The sequence below is a fragment of the Variovorax sp. LARHSF232 genome, assembly GCF_052871435.1.
In genome coordinates this window covers 581,912-601,263 of sequence record NZ_JBIXJS010000001.1, presented here as the reverse complement: position 1 = coordinate 601,263, position 19,352 = coordinate 581,912, and the positions used below count along the sequence as shown (strand labels likewise).

Annotated in this window: 14 protein-coding genes; 4 read left to right on the top strand and 10 right to left on the bottom strand. The window is 67.9% G+C overall.

Going from position 1 to position 19,352, the window contains the following annotated elements:
* Positions 1-85 precede the first annotated feature (85 nt).
* The gene (cphA, locus tag ACIPRI_RS02935) at positions 86-2,653 is read right to left on the bottom strand and encodes a cyanophycin synthetase (RefSeq protein ID WP_446588310.1); all 2,568 of its coding nucleotides are present in this window, start codon (positions 2,651-2,653) and stop codon (positions 86-88) included.
* A 14-nt stretch (positions 2,654-2,667) separates the two neighbouring features.
* Positions 2,668-4,929, bottom strand: coding sequence for a cyanophycin synthetase (locus ACIPRI_RS02930; protein WP_446588308.1), 2,262 nt, complete (start codon positions 4,927-4,929; stop codon positions 2,668-2,670).
* Between the two features lie 141 nt (positions 4,930-5,070).
* Between ACIPRI_RS02930 and ACIPRI_RS02925 the strand changes: the two genes are divergently transcribed.
* Positions 5,071-7,326 carry a cyanophycin metabolism-associated ABC transporter gene (locus ACIPRI_RS02925; protein ID WP_446588306.1) on the top strand — a complete coding sequence of 752 codons (2,256 nt, stop codon included), beginning with the start codon at positions 5,071-5,073 and terminating at the stop codon, positions 7,324-7,326.
* Between the two features lie 5 nt (positions 7,327-7,331).
* Positions 7,332-7,805 (top strand): cyanophycin metabolism-associated DUF1854 family protein, encoded by a 474-nt coding sequence (locus tag ACIPRI_RS02920; RefSeq protein WP_446620368.1) that lies wholly within the window; start codon positions 7,332-7,334, stop codon positions 7,803-7,805.
* 17 nt (positions 7,806-7,822) lie between these two features.
* Here ACIPRI_RS02920 and ACIPRI_RS02915 read toward each other — a convergent pair whose 3' ends face one another.
* The 3 genes from ACIPRI_RS02915 to ACIPRI_RS02905 all read right to left on the bottom strand — a co-directional run bounded on the left by ACIPRI_RS02915 (position 7,823) and on the right by ACIPRI_RS02905 (position 9,799).
* The gene (locus ACIPRI_RS02915; RefSeq protein WP_446588304.1) at positions 7,823-8,362 is read right to left on the bottom strand and encodes a M23 family metallopeptidase; all 540 of its coding nucleotides are present in this window, start codon (positions 8,360-8,362) and stop codon (positions 7,823-7,825) included.
* Positions 8,363-8,650: 288 nt separating this feature from the next.
* Entirely contained in the window at positions 8,651-9,238 is a 588-nt protein-coding gene (locus ACIPRI_RS02910) for a type VI secretion system amidase effector protein Tae4 (protein WP_446588302.1), read from the bottom strand.
* A gap of 48 nt (positions 9,239-9,286) precedes the next feature.
* A complete protein-coding gene (locus tag ACIPRI_RS02905) occupies positions 9,287-9,799 on the bottom strand; it encodes a PAAR domain-containing protein (RefSeq protein WP_446588300.1) in 513 nt (170 codons plus the stop codon).
* A gap of 125 nt (positions 9,800-9,924) precedes the next feature.
* Here ACIPRI_RS02905 and queC point away from each other — a divergent pair, with 125 nt between their 5' ends.
* A complete protein-coding gene (queC, locus tag ACIPRI_RS02900) occupies positions 9,925-10,635 on the top strand; it encodes a 7-cyano-7-deazaguanine synthase QueC (RefSeq protein WP_446588298.1) in 711 nt (236 codons plus the stop codon).
* Here queC and ACIPRI_RS02895 read toward each other — a convergent pair.
* The 3 genes from ACIPRI_RS02895 to gspF all read right to left on the bottom strand — a co-directional run bounded on the left by ACIPRI_RS02895 (position 10,605) and on the right by gspF (position 14,628).
* Positions 10,605-12,389 (bottom strand): ABC transporter ATP-binding protein/permease, encoded by a 1,785-nt coding sequence (locus ACIPRI_RS02895; protein ID WP_446588296.1) that lies wholly within the window; start codon positions 12,387-12,389, stop codon positions 10,605-10,607. The genes queC and ACIPRI_RS02895 overlap by 31 nt on opposite strands.
* A 97-nt stretch (positions 12,390-12,486) precedes the next feature.
* Positions 12,487-13,389, bottom strand: a complete 903-nt coding sequence (locus ACIPRI_RS02890; RefSeq protein ID WP_446588294.1) for a 5'-nucleotidase — start codon at positions 13,387-13,389, stop codon at positions 12,487-12,489.
* Between the two features lie 9 nt (positions 13,390-13,398).
* Complete coding sequence (gspF, locus tag ACIPRI_RS02885; RefSeq protein WP_446588292.1) at positions 13,399-14,628, bottom strand: type II secretion system inner membrane protein GspF; 1,230 nt, start codon at positions 14,626-14,628, stop codon at positions 13,399-13,401.
* A gap of 98 nt (positions 14,629-14,726) precedes the next feature.
* Between gspF and ACIPRI_RS02880 the strand changes: the two genes are divergently transcribed.
* Positions 14,727-15,629 (top strand): SDR family oxidoreductase, encoded by a 903-nt coding sequence (locus tag ACIPRI_RS02880; protein WP_446588290.1) that lies wholly within the window; start codon positions 14,727-14,729, stop codon positions 15,627-15,629.
* 10 nt (positions 15,630-15,639) lie between these two features.
* Here ACIPRI_RS02880 and ACIPRI_RS02875 read toward each other — a convergent pair whose 3' ends face one another.
* Both ACIPRI_RS02875 and gspD read right to left on the bottom strand, forming a co-directional pair.
* The gene (locus tag ACIPRI_RS02875) at positions 15,640-17,031 is read right to left on the bottom strand and encodes a GspE/PulE family protein (protein ID WP_446588288.1); all 1,392 of its coding nucleotides are present in this window, start codon (positions 17,029-17,031) and stop codon (positions 15,640-15,642) included.
* Between the two features lie 11 nt (positions 17,032-17,042).
* The gene (gene gspD / locus ACIPRI_RS02870; RefSeq protein ID WP_446588286.1) at positions 17,043-19,352 is read right to left on the bottom strand and encodes a type II secretion system secretin GspD; all 2,310 of its coding nucleotides are present in this window, start codon (positions 19,350-19,352) and stop codon (positions 17,043-17,045) included.

Sequence of the window (19,352 nt, the reverse complement as noted above, 5' to 3'; positions counted from 1 at the left end):
GTCGGACGGCCCCGGCCCTGCCCGCGGCGTCGCCGGCGCCTGTCGGCGTAGGACGAGTCCTTCGAGAAGGCCTTGAAAAAAGGCCTCAGGCCTCGGCAATGCGCTTGGCCAGGTGCTCCAGCGCTTCTTCCACCTGATCGACCAGGATCAGCGACAGGTCGCCTGGTTCGAGCCGCGCCAGCGCCTTGTCGATGGCGATGAACTCGCCGCGGATCTCGTCGATGTAGCGGGTGCGGGTGGCGCCCTGCAGGCCCTGGCGCAGGAGGCCCATCACCTCGCCGTCGGCGCGCCCGCGCTGGGCCGCGTCCTGGTAGAGGAGGACGTCGTCGAAGGCCCGGCCCAGGATCGCGGTCTGGTCGCGGATGTCCTCGTCGCGCCGGTCGCCGGCCCCGCTGATCACCACCGAGCGGCGCTTGGCCGGCATGGTGTCCACCGCGGCCACCAGGGCGCGCATGGCGTCGGTGTTGTGGCCGTAGTCGGCGATCACGGTGGCGCCGCGGTAGTCCATCACGTTGAAGCGGCCCGGCACGCCGTGCGTGTCGCTCTTGAAGCTGGCCAGACCGCTGCGGATGGTGTCCCAGTCCAGGCCCACGGCCCAGGCTGCGGCCACCGCCGCCATCACGTTGTCGACCTGGAAGCCGATGGTGCCGTTGCGGGTGATCGGCACGTCGCGCAGGGGCACGCGCTCGCGCCATGAGCCTTCGGAGGCGACGATCGCGTCCTGGTCGACGAACACGGTGCGCTTGCCCTGGGCGCGGTGCGTGGCCATCACCGGGTGCGAGCGGTCGGCGGTGAAGAAGATGACGCCGCCCGGGCAGCTGGCGGCCATGGCCGCCACGGTGGGATCGGCCGCATTGAGCGCCGCGTAGCCGCCGGGCGCCACGTTGCGCACGATCACGCGCTTGAGCACGGCCAGCTCGTCCACCGTGGTGATGTAGTTCAGGCCCAGGTGGTCGCCTTGCCCCAGGTTGGTGACCACCGCTACCTGGCAGCGGTCGAAGCCCAGGCCTTCGCGCAGGATGCCGCCGCGCGCCACCTCGAACACGGCCGCGTCCACGTCGGGGTGCAAGAGCACGTTGCGCGCGCTCTTCGGGCCGCTGCAGTCGCCGCTGTCGGTCTGGCGGCCGTCCACGTAGACGCCGTCGGTGTTGGTCATGCCGGTGCACAGGCCGCTGGAGGCCAGCAGGTGGTTGATGAGGCGCGCGGTGGTGGTCTTGCCGTTGGTGCCGGTGACGGCGATCACCGGGATGCGGCCGTCGTCGCCGGCAGCGAACAGGGTGTCCATCACCGCTTCGCCCACCGGGCGGCCACGGCCGAAGGAGGGCGAGATGTGCATGCGCAGGCCGGGCGCGGCGTTGACTTCGACCACGCCGCCGCTTTGCTCTTCCAGCGGCACCAGCATGTTCTCGCACACCATGTCGACGCCGCAGATGTGCAGGCCCACCATCTGCGCCGCATCGACGGCGCGCGCGGCGATCTCGGGATGCACCGTATCGGTCACGTCGGTGGCGGTGCCGCCGGTGGACAGGTTGGCGTTGTTGCGCAGCACCACGCGCTGGCCCAGCTCGGGCACGCTGTCGGGCTTGAGGCCCTGGGCTTCGAGGCGGCCGACGGCGATGTCGTCCAGCCGGATCTTGGTGAGCGAGGTGGCGTGGCCCTCGCCGCGGCGCGGATCGAGGTTGACGGTGTCGACCAGCTGGCGCACGGTCGAGACGCCGTCGCCGATCACCTGCGGCGGATCGCGGCGCGCCGCGGCCACCAGCCGGTCGCCCACCACCAGCAGGCGGAAGTCGAATCCGGGCAAAAATTTCTCGACCATCACCTCGCCGTACTCGGCGGCGGCGGCATAGGCAGCCGCCAACTGCTCGCGCGAAATGATGTTGACGGTGACGCCCTTGCCCTGGTTGCCGTCCTGCGGCTTGACCACCACCGGCAGGCCGACTTCAAGGGCGGCGGCCCAGGCATCGTCGACATCCTTGACGGGGCGGCCCAGCGGCACCGGCACGCCGGCGGCGTTGAGCAGCTGCTTGGTGAGCTCCTTGTCCTGCGCGATCGACTCGGCCACGCCGCTGGTGGCGTCGACTTCGGCGGCCTGGATGCGGCGCTGCTTGGAGCCCCAGCCGAACTGCACCAGGCTGCCCTTGGTGAGCCGGCGATAGGGAATGCCGCGCGCCACCGCCGCATCGGCGATGGAGCCGGTGCTCGGGCCCAGGCGCTCGGATTCGTCCAGGTCGCGCAGTTGCGCGATGGCGTCGTGTGCGTCGAAGGCGGTGCCGCGCAGGGCCGCTTCGATCAGCTGCTGCGCCAGCTTCAGCGCGAGCCGGCCCGCGGCTTCTTCGCCGTACTGCACCACCACCTGGTAGACGCCCTCATCGGTGGTGGCGGTGGTGTGGCCGAAGTTGACCGAGCAGCCGGCCTGCGCCTGCAGCGCCAGCGCCGCGTGCTCCAGCACGTGCGCCAGCGCCAGCGGCTGCCCCAGCACGATCGGGTGCAGCTCGCCGATGGTGGGGAACAGGGCACGCAGGTGCTGCTCGAAGCCGGGCAGTTCGCTGATGGCGTTCTCGGCGCCCTGGCAGGCGACGATGGCTTCGATGGCCGTGTGCCGGCTCCAGAGATTGGGCCCGCGCAGGGCGCGGATGCGGGTGACTTCCATGGGATCTTGTCAGCTCAGGCGAGTTGTAGTGGTTGCGTCTCTAGAAATGGCACGCTTTGCGACAGCTGCAGCGAGGCCAGGGCCGACTGCAGGTCGGCCTCGAAGGCTTCCACGCCGGCGCCGATCAGGTTCAGCGGAATGCCCAAGGCCCAGACGGCGGCCACCGCGGCCAGCAGGCTTTCCAGGCCGACGCCGGCATGGCTGGCGCGCCAGACGGTGAGGCGGCCCAGGCCCGGCAGGAAAGATTCGCTGCTGCCGTTGGCCAGCACGATGCGGTCTTGCCGCACCAGCACCGCCTTGCCGCCCTTGGCCTGGTGTTCGGCCAACGATTGGGCCTGCGGGTCGGCGCAATAGAGGATCACGTCGCCATCGCACAGGGGCGCCAGGCCCGCCACGCGCGGGTCGGCGCCATTGAGCACCGCGGTGCCTTCGGCCAGCACCACGTCGACCTGGGTGCGCAGCACCTTGACCATCTGGTCGCTTTCGCTGACGTCGAAATGGCCCAGCGCTTCGAAGCCGTCCAGGTCGGTGACGATGCCGATCTGGCAGCGGTCGTAGGGCAGGCCGTCCCTCAGGATGGTCTCTGCCCCGTTCTCGATCACCACCGCCTGCACCGAGCGGTTCACCAGCAGGCGGTGGCCGGCTTCCCAGTTGGCGCTGTCGCGCGCGTCGACGCGGCGGCGCTCCAGGAACAGGCCGTCGCGGCAGGCCAGGCCCGTGTGCAGGCCGGACAGGCCGACCAGCCAGGCCACCAGGCGCGCCAGCACGGCGGTGCCGTGCGAGCCGGCCACACCCACCACCGGGATGCGGCCGGGGGCGGCGTCGATGCCGTCGTCGGGGAACAGGTGGTCGCAGATGGCGCGGCCCACCGGACGCGGCGAGCCGATGGCGGGTTTCAGGTGCATCAAGAGGCCCGGCCCGGCGTTCACTTCGACGATGGCGCCGCCCTGGGCCTGCAGCGGCTTGGCGATGTCCTGCGCCACCATGTCGATGCCGGCGATGTCCAGGCCCACCACGCGCGCCGCCAGCACCGCGGCATGCGCCACTTCAGGATGGACCTGGTCGGTGCAGTCCACGCCCAGGTTGCCGTTGCGCTGGATGGTGACCACGCGGCCGGCCGCCGGCACCGAGGCGCCGTCGAGTTCCTGGCGCTTGAGCTCGAGCTGCAGCTTGGCGTCGGTGTCCAGCACGATGATGTCCAGCGGAAATTCTTCTTCGGCGCCGCGGCGCGGGTCGCTGTTGAGCTGGCTGTCGATGAGCTGCGCCACCGTCTGCTTGTCGTCGCCGGTCACGGTGATGATCTCGCCGCGCGCGGCGGCCACCACCTGGCCGCCCACCACCAGCAGGCGATGCTCGGAGCCGCGGATGAAGCGCTCGACCATCACGTCGCTGCCTTCGGGCTCGGCCACCGCAAAGGCGGCCATCACTTCCTCGCGCGTCGTCAGTTCCAGCGAGACGCCGCGGCCGTGGTTGGCATCCGAGGGCTTGACGGCCACCGGCAGGCCGATGTCCTGCGCGGCTTCCCAGGCTTCCTCGGCGCTCTCGACCACCCGGCCTTCGGGCACCGGCACGCCGCAGTTGGCCAGGAGCGACTTGGTGAGCTCCTTGTCGCTGGCGATGGATTCGGCAATGGCGCTGGTGTAGTCGGTCTCGGCGGTCCAGATGCGGCGCTGCGTGGCGCCGTAGCCCAGCTGGACCAGGTTGCCCGCGTTCAGGCGCATGGAGGGAATGTCGCGGTCGGTGGCGGCGCCGACGATGGCGGCGGTGCTGGGGCCGAGGTAGCAGTCTTCCAGCTTGGCTTTGACCGCATCCACCGCGGCCTGCACCTCGGCCTTGCCGAAGCGGTCGTTGTTGATGGCCGCCATCAGCAGGCGGTGGCCCTGGGCCAGCGCCACGCGGGCCACCTGCTCGTCGCGGGCGCGGAACACCATGCGGTAGACGCCGTGCTTGGAGGTGCTGCGCGTCTGGCCGAAACCGGTGGGCATGCCGGCCAGGTTCAAGAGTTCGATCACCACGTGCTCCAGAACGTGGCCGGCCCAGGTGCCCTCGGTCAGGCGCTGGATGAAGCCGCCGCGCTCGCCCACGCCGCAGTGGTGCTCGATCAGCGCCGGCAGCAGGGTGGTGAGACGATCGGTGAAGCCGTCGATCTTGTTGGAGGGGAAGTCTTCCAGGGCTCCGAGATCGAGCCAGACTTCGAGTACCGGACGGTAGGTCCAGATGTTGGGACCGCGCAAATAGTTGACGCGAAGAAGTTGAATGTCGTCGAAACGGGTCATGGAAACGTTCGTAGGGCGTTCAGGCGCGCGTCATGCGCGGCCCGGGCGAAAAAAGCGCCTGGGGTATCAGTCAAAATCGGCGCCCGCGGGACACCTGAATAAGGTCCAAGTATCGGCTCACGGCCCGCCATCCATAAATACATGCAATATCTTGATTCACCGGGCGCCCGTGAGGGCGAGGCCACCAGGGCCTCGGATGCGCTGAAAAGCCAGCTCGTTGCCGGGGAAAACGTTCTGGCCACCCTCGTGGTTGACCTCGACGCCCAACTGCGCTTTGGCGCCGGCCTGCTGGCGCTGACCGATCAGCGCTTGCTGGCGCGCGATAGTGCCGGCGGGCAGTGGCGTCAGTGGTCGCTCGCTGCGCCGCAACTGGCGCTGCAGCTGGCCGACCATGCCGGCGTCGGTACCCTGGACCTGGCCGATGGCCGGCAGATGCTAGGTCGTTGGCATTACACCCTGGCGGGCCAGGCCGCGGCCTTGCGGCTCTTGAAGCTGTTCGGGCAGCGCGGCGCCCGCGCCGAGCTGGCCGAGGAGGAGGCCGCCGCCCCCGAGGCGGACACCGACACCGAACTCCAGATCCCGCCCTCCACCTGGGTGCTGCTGCGCCTGGGCCGCTTTGCCCGGCCCTATCGCAAGCAGCTCATCATCGGTTTCCTGCTGACCCTGGCCTCGACCGCGGCCACCCTGGTGCCGCCCTACCTGACCATCCCGCTGATGGACGACATCCTGATTCCGTTCCAGAACGGGCAGCAGATCTCCTTCACCAAGGTGGCGCTGTTCCTGGGCGCGCTGCTGGCCGCGGCGCTCACCGGCTGGGGGCTGGGCTGGGCGCGCACCTACCTGCTGGCGCTGGTCTCGGAGCGCATCGGCGCCGACCTGCGCACCACCACCTACGAGCACCTCCTGACCCTGCCGCTGGACTACTTCGGCGGCAAGCGCACCGGCGACCTGATGGCGCGCATCGGCTCGGAGACCGACCGCATCAACGTCTTCTTGTCGCTGCATGCGCTGGACTTCCTCACCGACGTGATCATGATCGGCATGACGGCGGCGATCCTGATCTCCATCAACCCATTGCTGGCCGTCGTCACGCTGGTGCCGCTGCCCTTCATCGCCTGGCTGATCCACGTGGTGCGCGACCGCCTTCGCACCGGCTTCGAAAAGATCGACCGGGTCTGGGGCGAGGTCACCAACGTGCTGGCCGACACCATCCCCGGCATCCGCGTGGTAAAGGCCTTTGCCCAGGAAAAGCGCGAGGCCGACCGCTTTCGTGCCGCCAACGCCTACAACCTGAAGGTCAACGACAAGCTCAACAGGACCTGGTCGCTGTTCACCCCCACGGTCTCGCTCCTGACCGAGATCGGCTTGCTGGTGGTGTGGGGCTTCGGCATCTGGCAGGTGGCGCGCGGCCGCATCACGGTGGGGGTGCTCACCGCCTTCATCGCCTACATCGGGCGCTTCTACACGCGGCTCGATTCGATGAGCCGCATCGTCTCGGTGACGCAGAAGGCGGCCGCCGGGGCCAAGCGCATCTTCGACATCCTGGACCACGTGAGCAACGTGCCGGAGCCGGCCAACCCGGTGAAGCTCGATTCGGTGCAGGGGCGCATCGAAATGAAGGAACTGGGCTTCCGCTATGGCAGCCGCGCGGTGATCCGCGACCTCGACCTCGTCATCGAGCCCGGCGAGATGATCGGCCTGGTGGGCCACAGCGGCTCGGGCAAGAGCACGCTGGTCAACCTGATCTGCCGCTTCTACGACGTGACCGATGGCGCCATCAAGGTCGACGGCACCGACATCCGCCGCTTTGCGGTGGCCGACTACCGGCGCCACGTGGGCCTGGTGCTGCAGGAGCCCTTTCTCTTCTTCGGCACCATTGCGCAGAACATCGCCTACGGCAAGCCGGACGCGACGCGCGAGGAGATCGTGGCCGCCGCCCGCGCCGCCCACGCGCACGATTTCATCCTGCGCCTGCCCCAGGGCTACGACTCGCTGGTGGGCGAGCGCGGCCAGGGTCTGTCGGGCGGCGAGCGCCAACGCATCTCGATCGCGCGCGCCCTCTTGATCGACCCGCGCATCCTGATCATGGACGAGGCCACCTCGGCGGTGGACACCGAGACCGAGAAGGAAATTCAGAAGGCGCTGGACAACCTGGTGCAGGGCCGCACCACCATCGCCATCGCGCACCGCCTGTCGACGCTTCGCAAGGCCGATCGCCTGGTGGTGATGGACCGTGGCGAGATCGTCGAGGTCGGTCCGCACGATGAATTGATGGAGCGCCAGGGCGCTTATTGGCGCCTCTATCAGGCGCAGGCCCGCCAGGTGGATGACGACGGCGAGATGCCGTCGCCGGCGCCGGCGCCCGCCCATGCGGCCCATCCGGCAGGAACGGCTTGATGACGATGACAGACATGAACAAGCTCCACCTGGAACGCGACAGCCTGGGCCGGCTGGCACTGCTGCCGGACGACGGCGCTGCACCGGAACCCGTGGTGCCCGTGCGCGCCTTTCCGCTGACGGCGCCGGACCACGGCATCTCGCTGGTCGGCGGCGATGGCCGCGAACGCGTCTGGATCGACGATCTGCAGGCGCTGCCCGAAGCATCGCGCCGACTGCTTGCCGAGGTGCTGGCGGTGCGCGACTTCGCGCCCACCTTGCTGGCGCTGCACAAGGTATCGAGCTTCGGCGTGCCCAGCACCTGGAGCGTGAGCACCGACCGCGGCGACACCAGCTTCGTGCTCAAGGCCGAGGAAGACATCCGACGGCTGGAGGATGGCGCCTTGCTGATCGCCAGCGCGGCGGGCGTTCAGTTCCGCGTGCCGGAGCCGGCGGCGCTGGACCGGCATTCGAGAAAACTGCTGGAGCGCTTTCTGTGAGGTGCGTCCGAGCCTGATCAGGAGGCGGAAGGCTGAAGCAGCGCGCCAGGATCGAGGTAAAACATGCGCATCCAACCGCGCGATGCGTCGCTGTAATGCCACGGCAGCGGGAAAATCGAAACGATGGCGTAGTGAAGGTGCGGCGCTTTGCCTGCGGCATTGCCCGTCGTGCCGACCTGGCCGATGCGGGATCCACGCGCGATGAGCAGCGGTACTTGAAGGTTGCTCTCGGAAAGATGAGCGTAGTAGTGGATGCGCCATTTCGGCCCAAGAACTGCAACCACATTGCCACCGAGGCGGAGCTTTCCTCGATAGATGAGGATTCCCGAAGTGGCCGAGAGCACATCCGTTTCCAATGGAGCAAAGATATCGATGCCCTTGTGAACGCCGGAGACTCCCCAGGGTTCAAACCAGAAGGATTTCGGATTCCAATCCTGACTGGTCGCGCCGCTCACGGGAATGACGGGCGCGCCAGGCACGAGGAAGCCGGCGCCAAGCAGCAGCACGAGCGCCACGAAGGTGTAGCCCCGTTGCCCGGGGCCAGTTTGCTTCTTCATGGACTCCGCCTGCCTCATGTCAATGCACCGCCAGACTAAGCACAGTGATTGTCGTTGCGACCACCGCAAGGAGCATGCCTCCTGCTCCAAGTCGCCAGACAAGCGTTCGGCTCGTCGCGCCAACAATCCCTCCGGCAAGCATGCCTGCGATTGGACATAGGAGCACTGTTCCACTCATCGACAAGGCGACCCAGGTGGGACAGAGCTCGTCGCAACGCGGCGTCCAGAAGTGCCACAAGGCTGCTCCGACTGAGGCGCCAGCGATGGCCGATACGATGAGCAAGACCTTCACCGCACCTCCCAAAACAAAATCTCCGTTGCCTTGCCGAGATCCGAGTAGCCAAGCCCGCTTTCGAGGCCCAAGTTGAAGCGAAAAAAGTTGGTCATTGCGCCCCGGACACTCCCCGACGTCATCCGAGATCCCTTCCATAGGTCAATATGTCCCCCACTGGGAGCTGACTGCCCAACGCGAATCCAGTAATTCTTGAACGCGACGATGCCGGTGCGGCCCTTGATCTTCTCCTGCCAGTTCTTCCCGGTGATGTTCTCGGGCGTGCCCATGCTTGCCATCGGCTTCAAGCGCAGCCAATCGGCCATCTCCGAAGCCAGAACAGCCGTACGTTTGCCGTCCAATCGAATCTGGCCTTTGCCTCGAAACGAGTGCATTTCGACGCCGACCTTGTGCAGCGTCACGCTCAAGCGGATCGCGCATTGATTCTCAAAACCTTGTGGCACCTCGCCTGTCTTGGGGTCGACGTAAGGGGTACCGCCTGGATAGGCGTCCCACAACTCTGCAAAGCGGACCTTCTTGAGTTGTACCGTCGCCCTGGAGTCTGGTGTTGTGTTGGTCGGAACCCGCTGCGCTCTATTAGGCATCGTGGTCTCCCAATTGCTTCGCTAGGGCCTCGTCTCCCCAGTAGAGCGTCAGCGAACCAGCGGCCATCGTGACGATGCGGGGCAACTGCCCTTGTTCATCAGTGTGACCGAACAAAGACCGGCCATCGGAGGTTTCAACGAAGTACGGGTAGTCGGCAATGGGACCTTCCGACGTATGTGCAACGACAAGCTCATCGAAGTCTTCCGCACCTCCGCAAATGCGGCCGGACCTGATTCAGGCGATTCGGCCGCCGCCTCTCCGCCGCCCATGTCTTCAAAGTACGCATCGCCAGCCAAAGTGGCGACGATGCGTTGAGGACGCGCGCACCTGCACAGCACCACGTCACCATCCAGCGCCACTTCGCCCATGAAGTTCATGCGACGTGGCCCGCCGGCCTTTGCAATCCTGCCGGTGCTCTTGCAGGCTTCGCAATACGCTTGGCCGCCAATCAGAGCGGCTTGGTGCCTCGCTTCACCGAAAGTAAAGCTCGGTCCTGAGTAGGGCTGTATCGTTCCTCCGTTTTGCAGTGCATCGCCCACGGCGGCAAATCTGCGCATCATGGCCGCGCCTCCACGCTGGCGCTTGCTGGCTTGTCAGTCTGCATATTCGAGATCTCCCTGATCGTTGTCCGCGCAAATCTACACTGGCATGCCATTGGGAACAAACAACGTCACACAGAGTTTTCATGCATACATCTGCCCTCGTTCTTTTCTCCGGCGGCCAGGACTCCACCACCTGCCTGGCCGATGCCCTGTCGCGCTACGAACGGGTGGAGACGCTGGGCTTCGACTACGGCCAGCGGCATCGCATCGAGCTGGATGTGCGCCTCATCGTGCTGGCCAAGCTGCGCGACGCCTTTCCGGATTGGGCCGGCAGGTTGGGCGAGGACCATCTGCTGAAGGTCGACGTGCTGTCGCAGGTGAGCGAATCGTCGCTCACGCAGGACATTGCCTTTTCCATGCAGTCCAACGGCCTGCCCAACACCTTCGTGCCGGGACGCAACCTGCTGTTCCTGACGCTGGCCGGCGCGCTGGCCTACCGGCGCGGGCTCGACGTGATCGTCACGGGCGTCTGCGAGACCGATTACTCCGGCTACCCCGATTGCCGCGACGACACCATGAAGGCGATGCAGCTGGCGCTCTCGCTGGGCATGGACAAGCGCCTGGTGATCGAGACGCCGCTCATGTGGATCGACAAGGCCGAAACCTGGGCCATGGCCAGGCGCCTGGGCGGCGAGGCGCTGCTGCGCCTCATCGTCGAAGACACCCACACCTGCTACGAAGGCGAGCGCGGCCAGCTGCACGCCTGGGGCCACGGCTGCGGGCGCTGCCCGGCCTGCGCGCTGCGCGCCCGGGGCTGGGAGCGCTACGCCGCTTCCGAGGCCGCCACCCGATAGCGGGCCGCCGAGCCCTGCGGCTCGGGCACCAGGTTCCAGCGCTTGCCGTGGTGCTCGCCCACCGCGGCACGGTGCGCAATCGACACCATCGCGCCGCCGGCGGCCTGCACCTGTTCCACCAGGCGCCGATAGAGCGTGCGCTCGGCCTCGGCGTCCAGCGCGCTGGTGGCCTCGTCGGCAAAGAGCCAGGACGGCTTCTTCAGCAGCACCCGCGCGATCGCCAGGCGCTGCTGCTCGCCGCCGGACAGCTTCTGGCTCCAGGCGTCGCTGTCGTCCAGGCGGTCTGCCAGGTCAGGCAGCAGTGCGTCCGTCAGTGCCTGGCGCAAGGCTTCGTCGCTGTAGGCGCTGGCCGGCTCGGGATAGGCCAGGGCATCGCGCAGCTTGCCGTCCGGCACATAGGGCCGCTGCGGGATGAACATGGCGTCTTGCGGCACCTGCGCCTGGCCGCGCGCAAAGGGCCAGATGCCGGCCAGGGTACGGAACAGGGTGGACTTGCCGCTGCCCGAAGGGCCTTGCAGCAGCACCGTGTCGCCCGGCTGCACCGCCAGGGTCGTGTTGGCCAGCAGGGCGGTGCCGTCCGGCAGCGCAATCGACAGGCCGTCGGCGCGCAGCGCGGGCGTGGCGCCGGCCGGTACCGAGCGCTCCACCTCGCCCGCTTCCTCGGTATGCGCGCGCATGGCGGCCTCGAAGCTGGTCAGGCGATCGGCGGTGGCGCGCCACACGGCCACGCGGTCGTAGTTGTCGACAAACCAGGACAGGGCGTCCTGCACCCGCCCGAAGGCCGAGTTCACCTGCATCAGCTGGCCCAGCTGGATGGCGCCGGAAAAGAAGCGCGGCGCCTGCACGATGAAGGCGAAGACCACGGAGGCCTGGCCGAAGAAGGAGGTGAAGGCCACCAGGTTCTTCTGCTGCTTGATGAGTCTGAGGTAGTTGCCCAGCACCGAGCCGAAGCGCTTGTTCAGCTGGCCGTGCTCCACCGGGGCGCCTCGGTCCAGGGCAATGGCCTCGCTGTATTCGCGCACCCGCACCAGGTGATGCCGGAAATCGGCCTCGAAGCGCTGCTGGCGGAAGTTGAGCCCGATCAGCGGCCGGCCGATGTAGTGGGTGATGATGGTGCCGACGATACAGTAGCCCAGCGCGACCCACACCATGGAGCCGGGAACGCTGAACTCGCGCCCGCCCAGGCTCCAACTGACGACGCCCGACAGCCCCCACAGCAGGCCGATGAAGCTCACCAGCGTGAGCACCGCGTTCAAGAGGCCCATCGACAAGGTCATCGTGTAGTCGGTGAACATCTGCATGTCTTCCTGGATGCGCTGGTCCGGGTTGTCCGGCGGGCCGTCGCCCGATTGCGCATAGCGCGCCAGCTCCAGCCGGTAGAAGGTGTTGTGCGACATCCAGCGCGTGAGATAGCTGTGCGTCATCCAGGTGCGCCAGCGCAGCTGCAGAAGTTGCGTGATGTAGAACTTCAGCACCTGGATCGCGATGTTGAAGAAGGCGATCCAGCCGAAGACGCCCATCTCCCGCCAGAACACGGCGGCGTCCTTGTTCTGCAGGGCGTCGTAGAAGCGGCCGTACCACTGGTTGCCCAGCACCAGCACGTACACCAGCGCGATGTTGAGCGCGATGACGACGAGCAGCATGCCGCGCGCCCTCCAGCGCTCTTCGCTGTGCATGAAGTAGGGTGCGGCCAGCGCGCCGATCCGGCGCAAGGTGGTGGCAAGGGGGGTGCGGGGCGTTTCGGCAGTGGCCATGGTTCTCGTGGGGGCTGCGCCACGCGGCGCGATGACGCATCCTAGCGTCCACCGTGCCAGCGTCCTTAAGCGGCGCTGAAAATCCGCCGCTGCGTGCTCAGCCCTTGTCGTTGCTGATGCCGCTGGCCACATGCCCCGCCGGCACGTGGCGGGCAGCCGAATCCACGTGGCCGGTCTGGTCGTCGAAGAAGAAGTCGGGCTCGAATTCGCGCAGGAACTCGCCCTTTTGCAGGCCGGCGAGGAACATCGCCTCGTCGACCCGGATGTTCCAGTTCATCAGGGTCTGGATCGCGCGGCGGTGGGCGGGCGCGCCGCGCGCCGTCACCAGCGCCGTGCGGATGCGCATGCCGGTGCTGGAAGCCTGCTGCAGGCGGTGCAGCGCCACCAGGAAGGGCTTGAAGGGGCCGGCGCCCAGCGGCACCGCGGCCTTGCTCGTCTCATGGGCCTGGAAGGCGTCCAGGCCTTCGCGCTGGAACACCTGTTCCGCCTCGTCCGAAAACAGCACCGCGTCGCCGTCGAAGGCGATGCGCACCTCGTCCGGATGCAGCGCACTGGCCAGGGCGCCGTCGACGCGCACGTGGGCGGCCGGGAAGCCGGCGGCCAACGCCTCGCGCACGTCCGAGGCATTGGCCGACAGGAAGATGTCGGCATTGAGCGGCTTCAGATAGCGAAAGGGCGGGCGCCCCTGGGTGAACACGCCGCGCTGCACGCGCAGCTCGGCCGCCGCGCCGGAGTTGAAGATGCGCATGCCCGACACCGGGTCGTTGCGCGACAGGATCACCACCTCCACCCGCTGCACCCCATCGTCGTTGAAGCGCAGGAGCTTGCGGATCATCGAATAGGCGATGCCGGGCGCGGCGGGCACGTCGACCCGCTCGAGCTGAAGGCGCATGTAGGCGTCGGGATCGCCGGCGTCGAACAGGCGGTTTTCTTCCTCGAGGTTGAACAGGGCGCGCGAGGAGATTGCCACCACCAGTTTGTCGTCGAGCGTGACCGGCATGGCGCTACTTCACTTCACGAACTGGTTGAGCTGGATGATGGGCAGCAGAACGGCGAGCACGATCATCATGACGACGCCGCCCATGGCGACGATCAGCAAGGGCTCGAGGATGGTCGCCAGCTGCATGGCGCGGCGCTGCACCTCGCCGCTGAGCTGGTTGGCGGCGCGCTGCAGCATCAGCGGCAGCTGGCCGGTCTGCTCGCCCAGGCGGGCGAACATGGAGACGATGCCGGGAAAGCGCTTTTTCTGCGCCAGCGCGGAGGCCAGCGGCGCGCCTTCGCGCACCAGCACCAGCGCATCGAGCGCGTCGGTGCGCATGGCGCGGTTGTTCAGTGTCTCGGAGGCCGCCTGCAACGCGCGCAGGATCGGCACGCCGGCGGTCGCCAGCATCGCCAGGGTGCTGGCAAAGCGCGCCGCGTTGTAGCCGCGCGCCAGCCGCCCCACCAGCGGCAGGGTCAGCCACAGGGCGTCGAACCTTTCGGCGACGGCGGGCCGCGCCAGCGCCACCCTGGCGGCGATGCCGGCGGCAACGAGGGCGCCGAGCATCAGCCAGCCGTAGTTGCGAACCAGGTCGCTCAGGCCCAGCATCATCACCGTGAGAAAGGGCAGGGCGCGCTTGGTGCCGGCAAACACGTTGGCCACCTGCGGCACCACGTAGCTCACCAGGAAGATCACGATGGCGATGGCCACCAGGGTCACGATGGCCGGGTACAGGGCGGCGCCCATCAGCTTTTGCGCGAGGGCCTGGCGCTGTTCCAGGTCATCGGCCAGGCGCTCCAGCACCAGGTCCAGGCTGCCGCTTTGCTCGCCGGCGCCGATCACGGCGGTGTAGATCGGCGAGAAGTCGCGCGAATGGCCCGAGAGCGCACGTGCAAAGGGCGAGCCGGCATTGACTTCGGCGCGCAGCGAAGCCACCAGGTTGCGCTGGCGCTCGCTGTCGGCTTCTTCCATGAGGGCGGTGAGCGCGCGCTCCAGCGGCAGGCCGGAAGACATCAGGCCGGCCAGCTGGCGCGTCCAGACCGCCAGGCCGGTGGCGCTGAAGACGCGGCCGCCGCCCAGCCAGCGCTGCCAGCCGCCGCCGCCCGCGTGCGCCTGGCCGCCGGCCACCGGGTTGACCGCGAGCGGAATGAGGGACTGGGCGCGCAGCAGGCCGCGCGCCGCGCGGGCGGTGTCGGCTTCCAGCACGCCCTTGCGCGGCTGGCCTTGCTGGTCGATGGCTTCAAAGGAATAGGCAGGCATGTCGTCCAAGCGCCAGAATGGCGTTTCGGGGTCATTGTCGGCGAGCCGCGTGACCGGATCGCGCGTGTTATCCAGAACGCACATTATTGGAGACAGCCATGTACCAGAACTCCCTTCTTGCGGGCCAGCGCATCCTGGTGACGGGCGGCGGCACCGGCCTGGGCCGGGCGATGGCCGAGCGCTTCCTGGGCTTGGGGGCGGACGTGGCCATCTGCGGCCGGCGTGTCGCGGTCTGCGAGGAGACGGCGGCTGTGTGGCGAGCGCAGTTTCCGGGGCGCCGCATCGACACCTTTGGCGTCGACATCCGCAACGCGCAGAGCGTGGACGAGATGGTCGAGAGCCTGTGGCAAAGCGGCGGCCTCACCGGCCTGGTGAACAACGCGGCCGGCAATTTCGTCTCGCCCACCGAGGCGCTGTCGCCGCGCGCCTTCGACGCCGTCGCCAACATCGTGTTCCACGGCACCTTCTACGTGACGCAGGCGGTGGGCAAGCGCTGGATCGCCGAAGCCAAGTCGGGCCAATGGAAGGCCGGCTCGCCTTACCGCAGCGTGATGAGCATCATCGTCACCTGGGTCGACACCGGCAGCCCCTACGTGGTGCCTTCGGCCATGAGCAAGGCCGGCATCGAGGTGATGACCAAGTCGCTGGCGGTGGAATGGGCGCGCTACGGCATTCGGCTGAACGCGGTGGGTCCGGGCGAGATCCCGACCGAAGGCATGAGCAAGCGCCTCAACCCGGGCGAGGAGCCCGGCCAGCGCAGCCGCGAGCACAACCCGATGGCGCGGCCCGGCCAGATGAGCGAGCTGCAGAACCTGGCCACCTTCCTCTTGGCGCCGGGCCAATGCGACTGGCTCACCGGCCAGAGCATCATGATGGACGGTGGCAATGCCCTGGCCACCGGCGGCACCTTCTATGCGCTGCGCGAATGGAGCGATGGCGACTGGCAGGCCGCACGAGAGCGCATCGAGGCGCAGAACGCGAAGGACAAGACCCAGCGCTGAAGACGCGCGCCTAGTCTCTTGTTACGCGCAGCAGCTCGGCGCGCGAGGTGATGCCCTCGGCGACCAGCCGTTCGCCGTCCTCGCGCATCGAGCGCAGGCCGCCCTTCTCGCCCGCCACGAAGAGCTGGCTCTCGGGCGCCTTGCTGTGGATCAGCGACTGCACCGTGTCGTCGGCCACGAGCAGTTCGAAAATGCCGGTGCGGCCCTGATAGCCGGTGCTGCCGCAGGTGTCGCAGCCCGCGCCCTGGCACACCGGGCAGATCTTGCGCACCAGCCGTTGCGCCAGCACGCCCAGCAGCGACGAGCTCAAGAGGAAGGGCTCGACGCCCATGTCGGTCAGGCGCGTGACGGCGCTCACCGAATCGTTGGTGTGCAGGGTGGCCAGCACCAGGTGGCCGGTGAGCGAGGCCTGGATGGCGATCTGCGCGGTCTCGAAGTCGCGGATCTCGCCGATCATGATCACGTCCGGGTCCTGCCGCAGGATGGCGCGCAGGGCCTTGGCGAAGGTCAGCTCGATCTTGGCGTTGACCTGCGTCTGGCCGATGCCGGGCAGCTCGTATTCGATCGGGTCTTCCACCGTCATGATGTTGCTGTGGCTCGAATCGAGCCGGCTCAACGCCGCATACAGGGTGGTGGTCTTGCCGGAGCCCGTGGGGCCGGTCACCAGGATGATGCCGTGCGGCTGCTCGATCAGGCGCTCGAAGCGAGACAGCGTGTCGCCCTGCATGCCCACCGCCTCCAGCGTGAGGCGGCTCTCGTTCTTGTCCAAGAGGCGCAGCACCGCGCGCTCGCCGTGCGCACTGGGCAGGGTGGAGACGCGCACGTCCACCGCCCGCGTGCCGATGCGCAGCGAGATGCGGCCGTCCTGCGGCAGGCGCTTCTCGGCGATGTCCAGGTCGGCCATGATCTTCAGGCGCGAGATCAATGCCGCGTGCAGCGCACGGTTGGGCTGCACCACCTCGCGCAAGCTGCCGTCGATGCGAAAGCGCACGGACGACGTGCGCTCGTAAGGCTCGATGTGGATGTCGCTGGCGCCGTCGCGCGCGGCCTGCGTGAGCAGGGCGTTGAGCATGCGGATGATCGGCGCGTCGCCCGCCGATTCCAGCAGGTCTTCCACCGCCGGCAGCTCCTGCATCATGCGAGACAGGTCGGCATCGCTCTGCACTTCGCTCACCACCGAGGCGGCGCTCGATTCGCCCTGCGCATAGGCGGTGCTGATGCGCTGCGCCAGCTCGGCAGCGGGCAGCGGCTCGAAGGCGCCCACCCGGTACTTGCGCAGCACCTCGCCCAGCGCGCTCTTGGCCGGCGACTGCGGCATCCACAAGGTCAGGCTGTCGTCGTCGGCCTGCTCCAGCAGCAGCTGCTGGGTGCGGGCAAAGGCATAGGGCAAGGGGTAGCGCATGGCAGGCCTCGTCAGGGCAGCTCGCGGCCGGACGACGGGTCGGCGGTCGGCGGCAGCGCGCCCTTGAGCGGGCCGGGCTGCAGCTTGGTGTCGAGCGGCGCCATGGGTGGCGGAATCAGGCGCGTGCCCTCCATACGGGTGCTGCCCGGCCTCGCCGCATCGGCCGCGGCAGGTGTCTGCGGCGGTGCCATGGGCGGCACCAGAGGTGACGTCTTGATGTTGTTCATGAAGATGTTCTCCTGCGGCTGCTGGCGCGTCTGCATCGAGCGGATGGACTCGTAGCGGTCGTAGGCCAGCACATTGCCGACGTTGTTGTCGCGCACCACCACCGGACGCAGGAAGACCATCAGGTTGGTCTTCTTGCGGGTGCGCTGCTCGTTGCGGAACAGGTAGCCGAGCACCGGGATGTCGCCCGCCAGCGGCACCTTGTCGATCTGGTTGCCGTACTCGTCCTGCAGCAGGCCGCCCAGCACGATCATGTTGCCGTCGTCCACCACCACATTCGATTCGATCGAGCGCTTGTTGGTCGTGGGGCCATTGGCATTGAGCAAGGTCCCGGGCTGGATCGTCGAGACCTCCTGGAAGATCTGCAGCTTGACCGTGTTGTCCTCGTTGATGGTCGGGCGCACGCGCAGCGTGAGGCCCACGTCCTTGCGCTCGATGGTCGTGAAGGGGCTGACCGAGTTGCCGACGCCGCCGGTGTTGGCGTACTGGCCGGTGACGAAGGGCACGTTCTGGCCGATGACGATCTTGGCTTCCTCGTTATCCAGCGTCAGCAGGTTGGGCGTCGACAACACGTTGGCGTCGTCGTTGCTCTGCAGGAAGTTGGCCAGGAAGCCCAGTACGCTTTGTCCGTTGATGGTGGTGCCGATGCCGATGTTCAGGCCGGTCGACGGCGTGCCGCTCGGCGTGGTGCCGCCCAGCGACAGGTTCAGGATGTTGGCGCCGGTCACACCGGAGTTGGTGCCGATGAACTGGTTGTCCTTGCCGCCGATCAGGCCCTGCCATTGAATGCCGAACTGGGCCAGCTTGTCGGTGCTGACCTCGGCGATCAGCGCTTCCACCAGCACCTGCGCGCGCTTGCTGTCCAGCCGGTCGATCACGGCGCGCATCTGCCGGTACTGCGGCTCGGAGGCGGTGATGATCAGCGAGTTGGTGGACGGGTCGGCCTGTACCTGGCCGCCGGTGGACGGCTGGTTGGTGGCCAGCGGCGCGGTGGACTGCGGGCTGGCCCCGCCTTGCATGCCGGCGGTGGCGCTGACCGGCGTCGTGGCCGGTTGCTGCTGCTGCCCCGGCGTGGTGCCGCCGGGCGCGCCGGTGGTGCCGCCGCGTCCATCGGAGGACACGGCCGCGCGCAGGGTGGTCGCCAACTTCACCGCATCGGCGTTCTTCAGGTAGACCACGTAGATGTTGCCGGCGGCGCCGTTGCCGGTGGTGTCCATCGGCGCCTTGTCCAGCTTTTCGATCAGGGTGCGCACCAGCTGTGCGCGCGCCGGGTTGGCGGCGCGCAGGATGATGGCGTTGCTGCGCGGCTCGGCCAGCAAGGTGGTGCGGAAGGTGGCGTCGGCCTGCCCCGGCGCGGCGCCCGGCGCTCCGGGGGCGCCACTGCCACCGCCTTCGACCAGGCGCTGCACCAGCGGCACCAGGTCGGTGGCGATCGAGTGGCGCAGCTGGATCACCTCCACGTCCGAGGCATTGGGCACGTCGAGCGCGGCAATGATGCGCGCCAGGCGCCGCATGTTTTCCGCATAGTCCGTGATCACCACCGAGTTGTTGCCGGGGTTCACGTTGATGGTGTTGTTGGGAGCGATCAGCGGGCGCAGCACCGGCAGCAGGCTGTTGGCCGACTCGTAGTTGAGCTTGAAGACCTGCGTGACGATCTGGTTGCCGGCCACGCGCTGGGTCTGCCCGGTGGTGGTGGTGACGGTGTTGGACTGCAGCTTGGCGTCGGCCTCCGGCACGATCTTGTAGAGCCCTTCCGACTCCACCACCGCGAAGCCCTGCAGCCGCAGCGCGGCGGCAAACTGGTTGAAGGCGGCGGCCGGCGGCACCGGCCGGTCGGTCACCAGGTTGATGGTGCCTTTCACGCGCGGGTCGACCACCACGTCGCGGCCGGTCACCACGGCCATGGTGCGGGCCACCGATTCGATCTCGGCGTTGCTGAAATTCAAGGTGATCGGCTCGCCGCGCTGCGGCGCCGCCGTGCTCTCCTGCGCCATTGCGGGCAGGGTGCCGAGGCTGGTTGCGGCCAGCAGCAGCTGCGCTGCCAGCGCCAGGGCGCCGATGCGAAATCCGTATGGCGAAGTCGATGAAGGCTTCAT